This window comes from Micromonospora sp. HNM0581 (genome assembly GCF_012726175.1).
Lineage (GTDB): Bacteria > Actinomycetota > Actinomycetes > Mycobacteriales > Micromonosporaceae > Micromonospora.
This window is the reverse complement of the sequence record NZ_JAASAD010000023.1, coordinates 1-15,156: the sequence shown is the minus strand read 5'-3', so window position 1 is coordinate 15,156 and position 15,156 is coordinate 1. Positions and strand designations below refer to the sequence as shown.

The 15,156-nt window shown below is 69.4% G+C and carries 16 protein-coding genes; 11 read left to right on the top strand and 5 right to left on the bottom strand.

Features of this window, described 5'->3' with window-relative positions; genetic code table 11:
* Positions 1-33: 33 nt before the first annotated feature.
* The 7 genes from dmpG (at position 34) to HCA58_RS21030 (ending at position 4,755) form a co-directional block, all read left to right on the top strand.
* Positions 34-1,089, top strand: coding sequence for a 4-hydroxy-2-oxovalerate aldolase (gene dmpG, locus HCA58_RS21060; protein ID WP_169599563.1), 1,056 nt, complete (start codon positions 34-36; stop codon positions 1,087-1,089).
* A complete protein-coding gene (locus HCA58_RS21055; protein ID WP_169599562.1) occupies positions 1,086-1,859 on the top strand; it encodes a 4-oxalocrotonate decarboxylase in 774 nt (257 codons plus the stop codon). Before dmpG ends, HCA58_RS21055 begins: the two co-directional genes overlap by 4 nt.
* Positions 1,856-2,290, top strand: a complete 435-nt coding sequence (locus tag HCA58_RS21050; protein ID WP_169599561.1) for a RidA family protein — start codon at positions 1,856-1,858, stop codon at positions 2,288-2,290. The genes HCA58_RS21055 and HCA58_RS21050 overlap by 4 nt, the downstream gene beginning before the upstream one ends.
* A complete protein-coding gene (locus HCA58_RS21045) occupies positions 2,287-2,811 on the top strand; it encodes a 3-hydroxyanthranilate 3,4-dioxygenase (RefSeq protein ID WP_169599560.1) in 525 nt (174 codons plus the stop codon). The genes HCA58_RS21050 and HCA58_RS21045 overlap by 4 nt, the downstream gene beginning before the upstream one ends.
* Positions 2,811-3,842 (top strand): amidohydrolase family protein, encoded by a 1,032-nt coding sequence (locus HCA58_RS21040; RefSeq protein ID WP_169599559.1) that lies wholly within the window; start codon positions 2,811-2,813, stop codon positions 3,840-3,842. Before HCA58_RS21045 ends, HCA58_RS21040 begins: the two co-directional genes overlap by 1 nt.
* Before the next feature lie 228 nt (positions 3,843-4,070).
* Positions 4,071-4,355: a hypothetical protein gene (locus HCA58_RS21035; RefSeq protein ID WP_169599604.1), complete on the top strand. Its 285-nt coding sequence runs from the start codon at positions 4,071-4,073 to the stop codon at positions 4,353-4,355.
* Positions 4,342-4,755, top strand: a complete 414-nt coding sequence (locus HCA58_RS21030) for a DUF5130 family protein (protein ID WP_169599558.1) — start codon at positions 4,342-4,344, stop codon at positions 4,753-4,755. Before HCA58_RS21035 ends, HCA58_RS21030 begins: the two co-directional genes overlap by 14 nt.
* Before the next feature lie 106 nt (positions 4,756-4,861).
* On the opposite strand, the gene pepN is transcribed toward HCA58_RS21030, so the two are convergent.
* The gene (gene pepN / locus HCA58_RS21025) at positions 4,862-7,411 is read right to left on the bottom strand and encodes an aminopeptidase N (protein WP_169599557.1); all 2,550 of its coding nucleotides are present in this window, start codon (positions 7,409-7,411) and stop codon (positions 4,862-4,864) included.
* Positions 7,412-7,629: 218 nt separating this feature from the next.
* Between pepN and HCA58_RS21020 the strand changes: the two genes are divergently transcribed.
* The 3 genes from HCA58_RS21020 (at position 7,630) to HCA58_RS21010 (ending at position 10,558) form a co-directional block, all read left to right on the top strand.
* Positions 7,630-8,253 (top strand): disulfide bond formation protein DsbA, encoded by a 624-nt coding sequence (locus HCA58_RS21020; protein ID WP_169599556.1) that lies wholly within the window; start codon positions 7,630-7,632, stop codon positions 8,251-8,253.
* A gap of 569 nt (positions 8,254-8,822) precedes the next feature.
* Positions 8,823-10,019: a DUF1015 family protein gene (locus HCA58_RS21015; protein WP_169599555.1), complete on the top strand. Its 1,197-nt coding sequence runs from the start codon at positions 8,823-8,825 to the stop codon at positions 10,017-10,019.
* A gap of 71 nt (positions 10,020-10,090) precedes the next feature.
* Complete coding sequence (locus HCA58_RS21010; RefSeq protein ID WP_169599554.1) at positions 10,091-10,558, top strand: ribose-5-phosphate isomerase; 468 nt, start codon at positions 10,091-10,093, stop codon at positions 10,556-10,558.
* A 52-nt stretch (positions 10,559-10,610) separates the two neighbouring features.
* Here HCA58_RS21010 and HCA58_RS24110 read toward each other — a convergent pair whose 3' ends face one another.
* Together HCA58_RS24110 and HCA58_RS21000 are read right to left on the bottom strand one after the other, a co-directional pair.
* The gene (locus HCA58_RS24110) at positions 10,611-10,937 is read right to left on the bottom strand and encodes a hypothetical protein (protein ID WP_346776069.1); all 327 of its coding nucleotides are present in this window, start codon (positions 10,935-10,937) and stop codon (positions 10,611-10,613) included.
* 135 nt (positions 10,938-11,072) lie between these two features.
* Entirely contained in the window at positions 11,073-12,308 is a 1,236-nt protein-coding gene (locus HCA58_RS21000) for a GNAT family N-acetyltransferase (protein ID WP_169599552.1), read from the bottom strand.
* Between the two features lie 108 nt (positions 12,309-12,416).
* Here HCA58_RS21000 and HCA58_RS20995 point away from each other — a divergent pair, with 108 nt between their 5' ends.
* On the top strand, positions 12,417-12,956 hold the full coding sequence (locus tag HCA58_RS20995; protein ID WP_169599551.1) for a hypothetical protein: 540 nt from the start codon (positions 12,417-12,419) through the stop codon (positions 12,954-12,956).
* Positions 12,957-13,463: 507 nt separating this feature from the next.
* Here the strand turns inward: HCA58_RS20995 and HCA58_RS20990 are convergent.
* Together HCA58_RS20990 and HCA58_RS20985 are read right to left on the bottom strand one after the other, a co-directional pair.
* On the bottom strand, positions 13,464-14,162 hold the full coding sequence (locus HCA58_RS20990; protein WP_169599550.1) for a pentapeptide repeat-containing protein: 699 nt from the start codon (positions 14,160-14,162) through the stop codon (positions 13,464-13,466).
* Positions 14,163-14,714: 552 nt separating this feature from the next.
* Positions 14,715-14,990 (bottom strand): hypothetical protein, encoded by a 276-nt coding sequence (locus HCA58_RS20985; RefSeq protein WP_240956542.1) that lies wholly within the window; start codon positions 14,988-14,990, stop codon positions 14,715-14,717.
* Positions 14,991-15,156 lie beyond the last annotated feature (166 nt).

The following is a 15,156-nucleotide window of genomic DNA, read 5'->3' as shown; positions in this document are numbered from 1 at the left end:
GAGTCCCGCGGTCGTGACCGGAAGGAGGTCCAGATGACGGAGCTGTACATCCAGGACGTGACGCTGCGCGACGGCATGCATGCCATCGCTCACCGTTACCGCGTCGACCAGGTCCGCACCATCGCCGCCGCACTCGACGCCGCCGGGGTCGCCGCGATCGAGGTGGCCCACGGGGACGGCCTGGCCGGGTCCAGCGTCAACTACGGGCACGGTGCGGCAAGCGACGCCGAATGGATCGCCGCCGCCGCCGAGGTGATGACGAGGGCGAAGCTGACCACCCTGCTGCTGCCCGGCATCGGCACCATCGCCGACCTGAAGGCCGCCCGGGCGCTCGGGGTGACGAGCGTCCGGATCGCCACCCACTGCACCGAGGCCGACATCTCCGCCCAGCACATCTCGTGGGCCCGGGAGCACGGCATGGACGTGTCCGGCTTCCTGATGATGTCGCACCTGAACGACCCGGCCGGGTTGGCCGCTCAGGCGAAACTGATGGAGTCGTACGGCGCGCACTGCGTCTACGTCACCGACTCCGGTGGCAGGCTGCTCATGTCCGATGTCGCGCAGCGCGTCGACGCGTACCGGCAGGTGCTCGAACCGGCCACGCAGATCGGCATCCACGCGCACCACAACCTCTCCCTCGGCGTGGCGAACAGCGTGATCGCCGTCGAACACGGCCGAATCGCCGGTGACGGGCCGTCCGGGTCGCCGGCCGGTCGGACCGTCCGGGTGGACGCTTCCCTCGCCGGCATGGGCGCCGGCGCCGGCAACGCGCCGCTGGAGGTCTTCGTCGCGGTCGCGGAACTGCACGGCTGGCAGCACGGCTGCGACGTCTACGCGCTCATGGACGCCGCCGACGACATCGTCCGCCCGTTGCAGGACCGGCCGGTCCAGGTCGACCGGGAGACCCTTTCGCTGGGGTACGCGGGCGTGTACTCCAGCTTCCTGCGCCATGCTGAACGGGCCTCGGCGCGCTACGGGGTGGACGTCCGCTCGATCCTCGTGGAACTCGGTCGACGTCGCATGGTCGGCGGTCAGGAAGACATGATCGTCGACGTGGCGCTGGACCTGGCCGGCAAGGAGAAATCATGATCGGGCCGGACATCACCGGGATCGCCGACACGCTCGGCATCGCCGCCGACACGGCCACCGCGACCGCGCAACTCGCCGCCGAGACCGGACTGGACGTCGACACCGCGTACGCGGTGCAGACCGCCCTCGTGCAGCGTCGGCTGGACCGGGGGGAACGGCTCGTCGGGTTGAAGATGGGCCTGACCAGCAAGGCAAAGATGGCCCAGGTCGGTGTGGACGAGGTGATCTGGGGCCGGCTCACCGACGCGATGCGAGTCCCCGACGGTGGCCCGGTCGACGTGACCAACTTCATCCATCCCCGGGTCGAGCCCGAGGTGGCGTTCCTGCTCGACCGGCTGCCCGAGCCCGGTGAGCCGGTGGGCGACTTCACCGGCGCGGTACGGGCGGTCGCTCCGGCGATCGAGCTGATCGACTCCCGGTACGCCAACTTCACCTTCTCCCTGCCCGACGTCATCGCGGACAACACGTCGGCCGGCGCGTTCGTGATCGGCCCCTGGTCGGCGGTGCCGGACGGGCTGGACAACCTGGGGGTGTTGCTGGAAATCGACGGACGGCTGGCGCAGGTGGGCTCGACAGCGGCCATCCTCGGCGACCCGCGACGGGCACTCGACGAGGGCATCCGGCTGGCGGGGCGGCACGGGGTGCGGCTGCGGGAAGGCTGGATCTTCCTGGCCGGCGCGGCGACGGCCGCGGTCCCGTTGCGTGCTGGCGTCCACGTCCGTGCCGTCGTGGAGAAGCTCGGCGTGGCCTCGTTGCGGGCTTCGTCGTGAACGGCGGTGACGGGGGCCGGGTCGTGGCGGGAAAGGCGGTGCCCCGGGGAGCCTTCCCGCACGTGAAGGTGGCGGGCGGGTTCGTCTTCGTGTCGGGGACGTCGTCGCGGCGGGCCGACAACACGTTCGCGGGTGTGTCGGTGGATGAGTTCGGCACGACCGACCTGGACATCCGGGTCCAGACGCGTGCGGTCATCGAGAACATCGGGGACCTCCTGCGGTCGGTCGGCGCGGGGCTTACCGACCTGGTCCAGGTGACCACCTACCTGGTCAACATGAACGACTTCGGGGGGTACAACGAGGTGTGGGCGGCGTTCTTCGACGCGACCGGGCCGACCCGGACGACGGTCGCCGTGCACCAGTTGCCGCATCCGTACCTGCTGATCGAGATGCAGGCCGTGGCCCTGCTCCCAGAAGGAGGCCAGTCATGAGTGAGATCGCCGAGCCGTTCAGCTTCCCCGGGTGGATCGCGGAGAACCAGCACCTGCTGAAACCGCCGGTGGGCAACAAAGAGATGCTGCCCGGTTCCGAGGACTTCATCGTGATGGTGGTCGGTGGGCCCAACCAGCGAACCGACTTCCACGTCGACCCGTACGAAGAGTTCTTCTACCAGGTCAAAGGCAACATGCACATCAACCTGATGCTGCCCGAGGGGCCGCGTACGGTGCACGTGCGTGAGGGTCAGATGTGGATGCTGCCGCGGAACACACCGCACTCGCCGCAGCGACCGGAGGCCGGCTCGATCGGCATGGTGGTCGAGCGGGTACGCGAGGAAGGGACGCTGGAGAAGTTCCAGTGGTACTGCCCCACGTGCTCCCACCGGGTGTACGAGGTCGAGTTGCAGGTTCGGGACATCGCCGCCGACCTGCCACCGGTCTTCGCGGCGTTCTACGCCGACGAGTCGGCGCGCACCTGTGACCGGTGCGGCACCCTGCACCCGGGCAAAGGCTGATGGCGACTGCGGTGCCGGCGGCCTCCCCGGTGGTGGACGTGCACACGCACGTCGTACCGAAGGGTTGGCCGGACCTGACCAGGGCGTGCGGCGGGTCCGGCTGGCCCTGGCTGCGCGTCGACTCGGAACGCGCCGCCATGATCATGGTCGGGGACTCGTCGTTCCGCCCGATCGGCGCGGAATGCTGGGACGCCGACACGCGGCTGGCCGACATGACCGCCGACGGGGTCGACGTGCAGGTGGTCTCGCCCACCCCGGTCTTCTTCTGCTACGACCGCCCGGCCGACCAGGCGGTCAAGGTGGCCCGGATCTTCAACGACCTGACCCTGGAGGTCACCGCCGCCGGTGGCGACCGGCTGCTGCCGTTCTGCCAGGTGCCGTTGCAGGACCCGGAGGCGGCCTGCGCCGAGGTGGACCGTTGCCTCGCGGCAGGCCACGTCGGCGTGGAGATCGGTAACCACGTCGGCGAGCGGGATCTGGACGACGCCGGCATCGTGACGTTCCTGACCCACTGCGCGCAGGTCGGTGCGCCGGTCTTCGTGCACCCCTGGGACATGGCCGATAGCCCTCGGTTGGATCGTTGGATGGCCCGGTGGCTCACCGGCATGCCCGCCGAGACCCACCTCTCGGTGCTGGCGATGATCCTTGGCGGGGTGTTCGACCGGGTGCCGGAGACACTGCGGATCTGCTTCGCCCATGGCGGCGGTAGCTTCCCGTTCTGGCTGGGGCGCGCCGACAACGCCTGGCATCGCCGCGGTGACCTGGTACGCGGAGCCTCCACCGCGCCGCCCAGTTCCTACCTCAGCCGGTTCTACGTCGACTCGGTGGTTTTTTCGGCTCCGGCGCTGCGGCTACTCGTGGACACCATGGGCACCGATCGGGTGTTGATGGGCAGCGACTATCCGTACCCCCTCGGTGAACACCCGGCCGGCACGGTGGTCCACCGAGCCGACTTCCTCACCGACGCGCAGCGTGCCGACTTGCTCTCCGGGAACGCCCTGCGTTTCCTCGGCCTGAACGGCCGTTCCTGACGCCCTGGCAGCGGTGCCACGGCGACGGCGCGAGGCTGATCGCGACCGCTGCGCAACGGGAGGCATGGAGTGGCGGATGGGATCGGCACCCCGCTCTCTGGCGAGGCGTCGGCTCCGCTAACGTGAATGACAGCGGAGTCGGGAGGTCACTGCGGTGGTCCACCACCCGACCCGATCGAGAGTCTCTCTTTCCGCCTGGGGGCGTTGGGATTGTCTGTAACCGACACGTTGCTGGTCTTCGCCGGCATCCCGGCAGCCATCGTGCTGGTGGTCGCCGGCCTCGTCTATGCGGGTAGCCAGGGCAGAGGCGGCGGTGCCAAGCGTTACCGGCCGGGCCGGCCGTTCGACTTCACGCCGGTGTGGTTCCTCGGCCGCCCGGAGGAGCTGGCCGACTCTGCGGGCACCGCGTTGTCGGTGGGCGCGCAGGCTCCCGCGTTGACCAGCCGTACGCAGGAACAGGCCGGCGCCGAGGCGCCGGCAGCCGGAACCGGAGGCGCAAGTGACCGTTGGTGAGAAGCAGCACGCGGTCGGGTCGCAGACCCCGCCCGACGTGCTCGACGGGCCGTTCTCGACCCGCCAGCTGCTACGCATCGACGAGGCGCTGCGGATGGCCGACCGGACGACCGGTCTGGTCTTCTCCGTCTTCGTCGGCGGTCTCGACGAGCCGACCCGGGAGCACGCCGAGCGCCTGCACCGGCAGCTCGCCGAACCGGACCGTTCGGTGCTCGTCGCGATCTCACCAAACCAGCGGCAGCTGGAGATCGTCACCGGCCGGTACGCCCGCAAGCGTGTCCCGGACACGTACGCCAAGATCGCCGCACTGTCGATGGTGGCCTCGTTCGGTGGTGGCGATCTCGCCGGCGGCATCGTCCAGGGCCTCGACCAGCTCTCCCGCTACGCCGGCAAGGGCTGAGCCCGACCTCTCAGGCAACGCCCGGCCCGCGTCTTCACTGCCTGGCCGGGAACCGGGAGAGCCGGCGCGGGCTGACACCCACGCCGGCTCTCCCGGTCATCGTCGATCAGGCCGTCCGGGCGTCCCGGGCCTGCGCGGCGAGCGCCCGGACCACGCCGTCGCGGCCCTCGGCGACGAGCCGCCGCAACGGCCCCGGGTGGCCCTCCTGCGCCAGCCAGGCGTCGGTGACCTCGACGGTGTCGTCCTGCACCAGGTACGCCGGGTACATGAGCATCGCGAACTCCTGCGCCGGCTCGCTGTCCCGGGTCGCCCAGACCTGCCCGACAGAGGCGAAGTAGCGGTCCCGGTACGCAGCGACCAGCTCGGTCTGGGTGGGGTGGCTGAAGCCCTGCAACAACGCCCGGTTCCGCCAGTTCGGCAGCGCCTCAGCGCCGGTCAGCTGGGCCCATACGGCGGCCTTGTTCGCCTCGGTAGGCACCAGCGCGTGCGCGTACGCGGCCTCCCGCTCACCGCTGGAGGTCCGGTCCGCGGCCAGCTCCGCCTCGATCTCCGCGGTGCCGGCCGCACCGTTGGCGACGAGCGCCTGCAACACGCTCCACCGCAACTCGGTGTCGATGGTCAACCCGGGGGTCACCTGCGTGCCCGCCAGCCAGCCGCGCAGTACGGCCAGGTCCTCGCCGGAGCGGGCTGCGGCGACGTACGCCCGGGCCCAGGCCAGCTGGAAGCCGCTGCCCGGCTCGACGGCTGCGAGCGTGGTCTTCGCGGTACGGGCCAGGTCAGCCCAGCCCGTCGCCGCCCAGGCCGGGTCGGCGTAGAAGGTGAGCGCGCTGCTGACCTGACGCAGGGTCGCGGTGACCAGATTGATGTCCGTCTCCGCCGGCAGTCCGGCCAGCACCAGGGCGACGTAGTCGCGGGTGGCCAGCTCGGCGTCGCGGGTCATGTCCCAGGCAGCGGTCCAGCACAACGCCCGTGCCAGCGACGAGTCGAGGCCGGCGATGTGCTGCACCACCGTCGCCATGGAGCGCTCGTCCAGCCGCAGCTTGGTGTAGCTGAGGTCGTCGTCGTTGAGCAGCAGCACGTCGGCCGCCTGCACGCCAGTGAGATCGGTGAGTTCGGTCAGTTCCCCGTCGACGTCGACCTCGTGCCGCTCGCGGCGCACCAACCGACCGTCGGAGAGGTCGTAGAGTCCCACACCGATCCGGTGGGTACGCAGCGTCGGGTAACCCTCCGGCGCCTCCTGGCGGACCGCCACCCGCTGGTACGTGCCGTCGGCGTCGATGGTCAGCTCGGGACGCAGCGTGTTGACCTGTGCGGTCTCCAGCCACTGCGAGGCGAAGGCGGTCAGCTTGCGCCCGGAGGCGGTCTCCAACTCCGACAGCAGGTCGTCGAAGGTGGCGTTGCCCCAGGCGTGGCGGGTGAAGTAGGCGCGCAGACCGGCCACGAAGGACTCCTCACCCACGTACGCGACCAACTGCTTCAGCACGCTGGCGCCCTTGGCGTAGGTGATGCCGTCGAAGTTCACCTCGACGGCCTCCAGGTCGGGCATCTCGCAGTAGACCGGGTGGGTGGAGGAGAGCTGGTCCTGCCGGTAGCCCCAGTTCTTCCGGATCGACAGGAAGGTCGTCCACGCCTCGGTGAACCGGGTGGCGTGCGTGTTGCACCAGTGGCTGGCCCACTCGGCGAACGACTCGTTCAGCCACAGGTCGTTCCACCAGCGCATGGTGACCAGGTTGCCGAACCACATGTGCGCCAGTTCGTGCAGTACGGTGTTGGCCCGCTGCTCGTACTCGAAGTCGGTGACCTGCGAGCGGAACAGGTAGTGCGACTCGGCGTGGGTCACGCAGCCGAAGTTCTCCATCGCGCCGGCGTTGAAGTCCGGTACCCACAACTGGTCGTACTTGGGCAGGGGGTAACGCACCCCGAACTGCTCGTGGAAGAAGTCGAAGCCCTGCGTGGTGACCAGGTTCAGGTCGTCCGAGTCGAGGTACCGAGCCATGCTCGCCCGGCAGAAGTAGCCCAGGTCGATGCCGTCGTGGGTGTACCTGACCTCGTGGTACGGCCCGGCGCACAACGCGGTGATGTAGGTGCTCATCCGGGCCGAGGTGGCGAAATGCACGGTCTTGTGGCCTTCGCCGGCCGCCTCCTCCCGCTCCACCGGCATGTTGGAGACCACCTTCCAGTGCTCCGGAACGGTGGCGTGCCAGGTGTAGACGCTCTTGAGGTCCGGCTGGTCGAAGCAGGCGAAGACCCGCTGCGCGTCGGCGGTCTCGAACTGGCTGTAGAGGTAGGTCTCACCGTCGACCGGGTCGACGGTGCGGTGCAGCCCCTGCCCGGAGTTGGAGTACGCGAAGTCAGCGTCGACGACGAGTGTGTTCTCACGCGCCAGCCCGGTGAGCGTGAGCCCCTTCTCGGCGGCGAAGCCGGTCAGGTCAACCGGATCGCCGTTGAGTGTCGCCGAGCGTACCGAGTCGGCCGCCACCTCGATGAACGTGCTGGCCCCCGGCTCGGTGCAGCGGAACGTCACCGTCGTGAGCGACCGGAAGGTACGACCGTCGGCGGCGTGCACGGCACTGGACAGGTCCAGACTGATGTCGTACCCGGTCACGTCGAGCAGACTGGCCCGCTCGGTCGCCTCGATCTGTGTCAGGTTACGCACTCCCGGCACTGTTCGTCTCCATCCCACTTCTCGCCGTCCGTCACGGTCGCATGGTCCGTCGACCGCTCGTGACGGCCGGTCCGGGCCTGAGTCTTCCATGTACGGGTATGCGGCGGTGGGCGAGGTCACGGGTGGAACCCCGGTCAGGTACGACTCTGCCCAGTGAAGATCGGAGGTACGCCGGTGAGCCGGCCTCACCACTGCGAAGGGAACTCGTCGTGAACGAGCGCGTCAGCGTCGACATGTGGTTCGATCCGATCTGCCCCTGGGCGTGGCTCACGTCCCGGTGGCTGCTGGAGGTGGAGCGGGTCCGTCCCGTCGACGTTCGTTTCCACGTGATGAGCCTCTCGGTGCTCAACGAAGGTCGGGAACTGTCCGATGACTACCGTCAGCTGATGCGAAACGGGTGGGGACCGGCGCGGGTCTGCGTCGCCGTGCAACAGCGGCACGGCGCCGACGCCGTACGGGCGCTCTACACCGCCCTGGGTACGCGGATCCATCTCGGCAAGGAGCCGCTCGGGTCGGAGCTGTACGCCGCCGCCCTGACCGAGGCCGGACTGGACCCGGCGCTGGCCGAGGTTGCCGGGGACAGTGACCTCGACACACCGCTGCGGGCCAGCCACGAGGCCGGGATGCGACCGGTCGGTACCGACGTGGGCACCCCGGTCGTTCACGCCCCCGGACCCGACGGTGGACAGGTCGCCTTCTTCGGGCCGGTGGTCACCCCGGCACCCAGGGGTGCGGCCGCGGGTCGGCTCTGGGACGGCGTGCTGCTGGTCGCCGGCACCCCCGGCTTCTTCGAACTCAAACGCAGCCGCGACCTCGACCCCTCCTTCGATTGAGGGACGGCACCCCGTCGCGCCCGGTGCCCTTCCTGACACCGCCGACTGTGAGCCCGGCAGCGTCGCTGCTGCCGGGCCCAGCGTCACCGGTGCGGTCACGGACTCGTTTGTCCGGTTGTCCGCAGCCCACCGCGCGTGGAGGTGCCTGGTGGCCAAGCATCGCGCCCCGGCCGACGATGGCTGGAGGGTGGAGTACGGCAGGGGTGTGGTCCGGCCGGTATCCGGTGACGACCGGGCCGGCACGTGGTCCCCTGTTCGGCAGGACCGCAGCCCGCACGGGGCGAGCCGGTTCGGGCGTAGCGGTGCGGTGGGCGTCGCCCCGGTCCCCGCCACGTCGCGGTTGACCCCTCCCGGTCACGAGATCCGTAATCAGGGTCCCCGACCGGCACCGGTCCGCCCCACCGTGGTGCCGGCGCCGACCGGCCGGCATCGACGGGCGGCCGAGGCGGAGTGTTGAGCACGGCCCCTGCCGTGCCGGAGGTGTCGGGCGGGTGACCCGGCTATCACCTGGTGGGCTCCGGGCGGGTCCGGCGGCGGAACCCGAAGCCCCGCCGGTAGCGTCAATGGTCATGACCGTCGTGCACCCGATCTCCCGCGCCTGGATCACCACTGGTGGTACCGGTGCCCAGAACTACGACGAGTTCGCCGACGACGCGGAGATCACCGCGATCATCGAGGCGAATCCGCACAGCGCCCTCGGCATCGAGATGCCACACAAGGCTCCGGAGAGCCTCGGCCGGTCGTTCGCCGACGCCCTGCCGGACGCGGTGACCCGGCTCGCGGAGGCCAAGGCCGACGGCAGTTACACCCCGGCCGAGCAGGTGGTGGTGCTGTATCGGATCAGTGCGCCGGGCGAGGAGTCGGCCTACGGGCTGTTCGCGATGGTCGACACCGACCAGATCTCCACCCGGGCCGACGAGCCGGGCCTGGTCATCCGCAACGAGGACGTCTTCATCGCGAAGGTCCGCGAGCGGGTCGCGCTTGCCGAGGCGTTGGGGCATCTGCTCTCCCCCGTACTGCTGCTGCAGACCGGGCGCGGCGACGAGTTGCACGCCGCGCTCGCGGCGGCCACCGACACGGCCGGGGCGCCCGCCGCCACCGACACGGACCAGGCCGGACGTACCCACGCCATCTGGCTGGTCGGTCCCGGACCGCGGCAGGACGAGCTGACCGCCCTGGCCGGTGGTGGCGAGTTGGTCGTCGCCGACGGCAACCATCGCAGCCTGGCCGCACAGACCGGCGGGATGTCCCGGTTCCTGGCGGTCGTCACTACCCCGGCCTCGGTGGCCATCCAGCCGTACAACCGTCTGGTCAGCGAGCTGACCACGACCCCCGAGGAACTACTGGAGCGGCTCGGCGGCGCGGGCGCGGAGGTCGTCGCCCTCGATGGTCCGGTCGAGGTCCCGGCGACCGGCGGCACCGTCGTGCTCCAACTTCCCGATGGGGCGTACGCGGTGACGCTGCCGCACACCGGCACCGGTCGCCTGGAGAACCTCGACCATGCCCTGGTGGAACGGCTGCTGCTTCGGGACGCCCTCGGCCTGGACCCCGGCGACAAGCGGGTCACGTACGTCGGTGGGGACTATCCGGCCAGCTGGCTCACCGGCGAGGTGCAGGCGGGTCGGGCCGAACTCGCGATCCTCATCGCGCCGGTGACCGTCGACGACTTCGTCGCGGTGAACCTGGCTCGGGAGAAGATGCCCCGCAAGAGCACCTGGTTCACTCCGAAGGCGCGTGGCGGGCTGGTGGTGGCCGAGCTGGCCTGATCCGGCGTGCCCGTCCTACCGGGCACCGCCCCGGCGGTGCCCGGTAGGACGGGCCTGACAGACTGCCCGGTATGCGCGTCTACCTGGGATCCGATCACGCCGGTTTCGAGCTGAAGGTGCATCTGGCCAACCACCTCGCCAAGCAGGGGTACGAGGTGGTCGACGTCGGCCCGCACGCCTACGACCCGGAGGACGACTACCCGGCCTTCTGCCTGCACGCCGGCACCCGCGTGGTGGCCGACCCGGGCAGCCTGGGTGTGGTCATCGGCGGCTCGGGCAACGGCGAACAGATCGCCTCGAACAAGGTTGCGGGAGTGCGGGCGGCGCTGGCCTGGAACGTCGAGACGGCCCAGTTGGGCCGGCAGCACAACGACGCCAATGTGGTGGCTGTCGGTGCCCGCCAGCACACCCTGGACGAGGCCACCGCCATCGTCGAGGCGTTCCTGACCACTTCGTTCTCGGGCAGCGACCGGCATGCCCGTCGGATCACCCAGGTCGCCGACTACGAGCGCACCGGACAGCTGCCTGACCTGCCCTGACCCGAGCCTGCCCGCTTCGGGGTGGGAGCTACCCGACCCCGGAGCGGGCGGGTCAGCGACGGGGCAGCTCGTCGCGTGGGGTCCAGTTGCGGCGAACGATGACGAGGCCCTCCGCCGCCGTGGCCAGGTCCTTCTCGGTGGGCCGGGCGGCGTCCCGCGCCCGCATCGCGGCGGTCACGCTCACCTGCGACGAACCGGAACCGACCAGGCCGCGTAGCCCTCGCTCGCCTTCTTCGGAAGCTCCGTTGCGTCGCCCACGCGGTGCCTCGACGCCGTCGTGCACACCGACAGTGGTCGCCGCCGCACCACCGTTGTCCCCGCTGCCTTGAGCGCCGCTGTTGCGGTGCCGTCGTCGCCGCCGTTCCCCACCGTCCACCACCGTCCGACCGTACCTCCACTCCACCCCTAACACCCCACCCACCCGCTTCGCCGATCATGCAGTTGTGGCAGTGACATGTGGTACGTGACGCCGCATGTCAGCGACCCCAACTGCATGATCGACGGGCGGTGACGGTCAGAAGATCTCCATGGCGGAGGGGGCACGGTGCCAGGTGAAGGCGGGACCGGCGGCGGTGAGGGCGCCGGGGCGCAGCTCGCGGAGCCGGCCGGCGTCGGCCAACGCGGCCGGTGCCGCGCCGCCGAGATACAGCTCGCCGAGGCAGCGTACGTCGCAGGCAAGGTCGGCCGGACCACTCGCCGGGGTGCAGTTGGCGTCGGTCGGCCCGCCGCGTAACCGCCACCGGCCGGTGTTCTCCGGCAGCAGATGATCGGTCACCTCGATGACGACGTCGACGCCGGTGGCGTAGCGCCGGGCAGCGAGCGCGGCCGGCACATCCACCACCCGTACCCACAGTGCGTCGACGAGCCGGAAGTCGAGCCGGCGCGGTTCGTTCACCAGCCGGAGCAGCGGCTCGTCCACCGCCGTGCGCATCCAGCTCAGTCGTCGGGTCAGGTCGAGCGAGAGCAGCATCCGCCAGATCGCCAGGTATCCGGCCGGGGTACTCGCCACCACCTCGTCGACCGTGGTGAGGCCGTTCGGGCCGGCGTCGTCCCATTCGGCCCTGGTGCGGAACAGTCCGTACCCGTCGACCCCGTCGGGTCCCTCGTGCAGCACCACCCGTCGCTCGGTGGCTTCGCCCCGGTGGGCCTTGGGGTCGACAAGTACGTACCGCCACCACCTGTCGTCGCGGGCCGACCAGCCGGGACGGCCGGCGCGGACCCGGTCGTACACCCGGGCGAGATCGCCCTGCCGGCCTGCCGGCCGGTCCAGACGCAGGTGACCCTCGTCCGGCGTCGGTGGCGGTAGCCGCAGTTCGGTGGTCTCGCCGGAGACGTGGTAGCGCTGTGTGGCCAGACCGTAGCCGAACTGGGGATAGATTCGGCCCTCACTGGCCCAGAGCACCGTGATCGGCTCCCGGTGATTGTCGTAGATCTGACGCAACTGCTGGTGCATCATGGCGGTGAGCAGCCCTCGACGCCGGTGGGTGGGTGCCACCCCGACCAGACTGACATGCGCCGCGGGGATCGCTCCGCCGGGCACGCCCAGGTCCCGGGTGTACGCCGTGGCACTGGCCACCAGCTCCGTTCCGTCCCTCACCAGCAGTGTTCGTTCTGGTTCGAAGATCGCGCGTTCGGCCTCGTGGGCCTCGGAGTCGACGCTGTGGTGGAACAGGGCGCCGAGGAACTGGCCGATCTCGTCGTAGTCCTCGGCGTGGGCAGCCACGAGGGGCAGGGTGGAGGTCGTCACCATGCGTGTCTAGTCGATCCATGCGGGTGCGGCGAGCTATTTGCGCGATGGCTACCCTCGAAGTCTCCAGCGGAGTTCGGGGGCACCGCCGGTGAAAGGGAGGGAAACGACATGGCCGAGCAGACGCAGCCGTGGGCGGAGCGGACCGTCGAGGTGCCGCCGCAGTTCGACGGCGGGGTGCCGTCGCCGCGAGACCCGTACCGCCGGGGGGTGGCCCAGGTCGCTGCCCGGGCGCCAGGTACCGAAGCGTTCCCGACGGTGGAGCACGAGCCCACCGGCACCGGCTGGCCTGGTGAGCCGGCGCCCCGCCAGCCGCTGAGTTGGCACGTGGCCCGTTTGAAGCGCGGTGGCGAGTGGAGCTTCGCGGGGGTCCTGTTCGCGTTCGTCTGTTGGGGGATCTGGGCGATCTCCGGTGGTGGTGACCTCGTCGGCCCGACCGTGATCTTCGGGGTGAGCCTGTTGGTCGCGGCGGGGCTGTTCACGCTGGCCCGGCTGCTCGGCCGGGTGGTGTTGGAGCGGCAGCTGGGCAGGATCCGGCGTACCGCCCGGGGTGCCCACCTGGTCACGGCGGTGTTCCTGACCGTGCTCGGTGTCGCTTTCCTGCGGCAGACGCAATGGATCATGGATGCCTGGAACTGGTTGATCAACTAGGACATCGTCTGGCCGGCGCTGCGGGAAACACGCGAAGTGCCGGTTCCCGGGCGGACCGACTTGTCGGCCGGCCCGCCCGGGAAATGGCCGCGTGGCACCGCGACCGAGGTCGTCACTCCACCAGGACGGCGGCTTGCTTACCCCGCCAGGCGCGATTCATCCCCCACCCGGACACGCTCAGGCGTCGAGGTACGCGAGCACGGCCTGTCGAGTTCGGGAAGCAGGTCGGCGGTCCGGCCAGGGTCCAGCGGTTCCAGTCTCAGAAGATGCAACGGCAGGCACGAGCACCTCATGATCATCGGGCTTAGGCACCACGATGATCACGAAGCTCGTACCTGCCCTGCTATGCACCTCAACCCGTCACAACCCGACCAGCCGCACGACCCCGGAACTTGCAACCGCCCCGGAGTTGCGGTCCCCTCATACCGCAACCCACAAACCGCGCCGCACCGTTGGGGTACCGGTCAGTCAGCGCTGGTGGTGGCCCGCCGGGCCGCCGATGCGCGCCTACCCGTCCTCATCCTCAATACGAATACCGGCCGCCCGCGCAAGCCCATACGACAGAGTCATCAAGTCGGTATGGTGAACGGCCGCCCCCTTCCAATTGGAAAGATCACCCACTCCCACCAAGTTGCAGCCGCGGAACCGCGCCCCTTCCATTGATGCATGATGGAATACTGCTCCGGTCAGATCGCAATCCCGAAACACTGCACCGCTCAGGTCGGCATTGGTAAAGTCGGCACCACTCAGATTGCATTCCACGAAGCTCACCGCAGCAAACTTCGTCATCCGCCATGACGACAAATCTGCACGACACTCCGCAATAGCGACATCTCGCACCACGCCATCAGCCCAGTTCAAGCCCGTCATCCTGCACTGAGAAAGCTGAACTCGGGTCATACTTCCACCGTCAGCGCGCAGATTCGCCAAGCTCGAATCCGTGACCAGGCAGTCCGTCATCGTCACCTGATCCAGACGACAGCCGGATAGATCCGCTCCCCGGAACCGGCACTGGGAAAACGTCATCGAGTCAGCGTCCTGTCCGGCCAGGCTCAGACTGCAGAACGCGGTGCCCGCCAGTTCTGACTCTGGCTCCAGCTCGACCGCGTCAAAGAGCACCACCCCGGACGGCGGAAGGGGACTCCGGGGCTCTCTCGCCTTGCGGGCGGCGGGGGAGCGGGGAGTAGATACACGTCGGGGTGACATGGCCTCCAGCCTAGACTCTGACGCCCCGATCGCCAGGGGTCGAAACGCCGTTCTCAAACGGTGCGAGAAACACCGACTGCCTCGGCCTTGCCGCCGATAGGTAGCTATCGGTAGCGCCAGGGCGATGACGACGCGAGGTCGAAGCCCCGTAGACCTCGACGAACCTTTCGTACGGCTCTCTGGGTCACCGGAGCGCATGGCGCTGCCACCAGGTCAGCGTCGTCGAGGTCGCCGCGATAGGTTCGTGTCACGTCTCTGGGTTCGTCCGTCGATCCCCGGTTGGCGTCCGGCGGGAAGATTTCGGGGGTGATCCCTACCAGACAATCGTCCTGATCGCACGGAAGTGAAGTTCAAAAGGTATCTGAGCAGGTAAGAACGTGGAACCGGCGACGGGGATCGAACCCGTTGCCGCTTGCCGCACAAGGAAGTCCCGTCCGTCGACCGTCAGCAGCACCGGATCACCCTGCGCGTGGCCGGGCCGCAGATGCTCCGGCTGCAAGCCCGGCTGAGGTTCACGAGACACGGCCGCTTCGAGGCCGTGGACGCTGGAGATCAGCGACCGCGCGCCAACTCCTCGACCTCGGCGAAGCTCACGACGCGGTCACACTCATCATCGGTCAGCTTGTTGACCAGAGCCTTGCCGGCCTGAGCCTGCCGGGTGGTGGGCAGCGCACCGGCAACAAGGTCCGGCAGCGCCAACTCATAACCCACCCGGGCCCTGGGCGAATAGCGATGACGGGTACGCGCCACCGCACTCGCCACCCGCACGGCATGCTCATTGCCTGGCGGCACATGCCGTCGGTCGACCTCACGGGCACCGAACCGCATCCGATGATGGAACTCGCACGTCTCGCACGTGGCTGGTCCCTGGGTCAATGCCACGTAGCCTAAGTTGATCTTGGCGGTGGCTGGACCCGGTAGATGTGGATGGTCGGTGGCCGGTCGTGGCGGATGCTGGCCGGTTCGTCGGGTTTCTTGACCCGGTACTGGTTGT